Source organism: Vibrio sp. 1401 (assembly GCF_033340295.1).
On sequence record NZ_JAWOWF010000812.1, the window covers coordinates 1 to 524 of the forward strand.

General features: G+C 49.2%; 2 pseudogenes. Both read right to left on the bottom strand.

Annotated elements, in window-relative coordinates:
- Positions 1-181: pseudogene (vscR, locus tag R7Z77_RS28305) on the bottom strand (SctR family type III secretion system export apparatus subunit VscR); the annotation flags it as partial.
- Positions 178-524 (bottom strand): annotated as a pseudogene (vscQ, locus tag R7Z77_RS28310) (SctQ family type III secretion system cytoplasmic ring protein VscQ); the annotation flags it as partial. The pseudogenes vscR and vscQ, both read right to left, overlap by 4 nt.

The following is a 524-nucleotide window of genomic DNA, read 5'->3' on the forward strand; positions in this document are numbered from 1 at the left end:
TGATCGCTAAGCCATACAGCGCCATATTCGGTGGAATCTGTTGTACGCCAAGCGCCTTTCGCAGCAGCGAAAACACGACCGCGAGTTTTACAAATGAGGTCGCCATCATGGCGATAAACGGGATCAATGCCAGCAGTGCTAGGCTGACAATGAGGTTTAGCTCATCAGGTAACTGAATCATGCCGGCTCCTGAGTGCCGCCGAATAATTCAAGCACACGTACACCTAAATGATCGTTGACGTTTACCAGTTCACATTCTCCAATGATTTTACCATTCGCGCGCAATGTCACGGGCTTAGACACCGGTTGGTTGAGCTCGAAAACGTACCCCGGTTGCAGTTGGTTGAGTTGCTCCAGCGTGACGGTTTGGTGGCCAATGTCGAACGTGAGTTCCACAGGCAGTTGCTGGTGGTCTGTGAGTGTTTCGGATGTGTTTACGTCATTCATATCGGTTTCTTTCTCAATGATGTAGAGGGTGTCGTCTTCAAGTTGACAACGCCACAGATTCTTATTGGATACCTGAA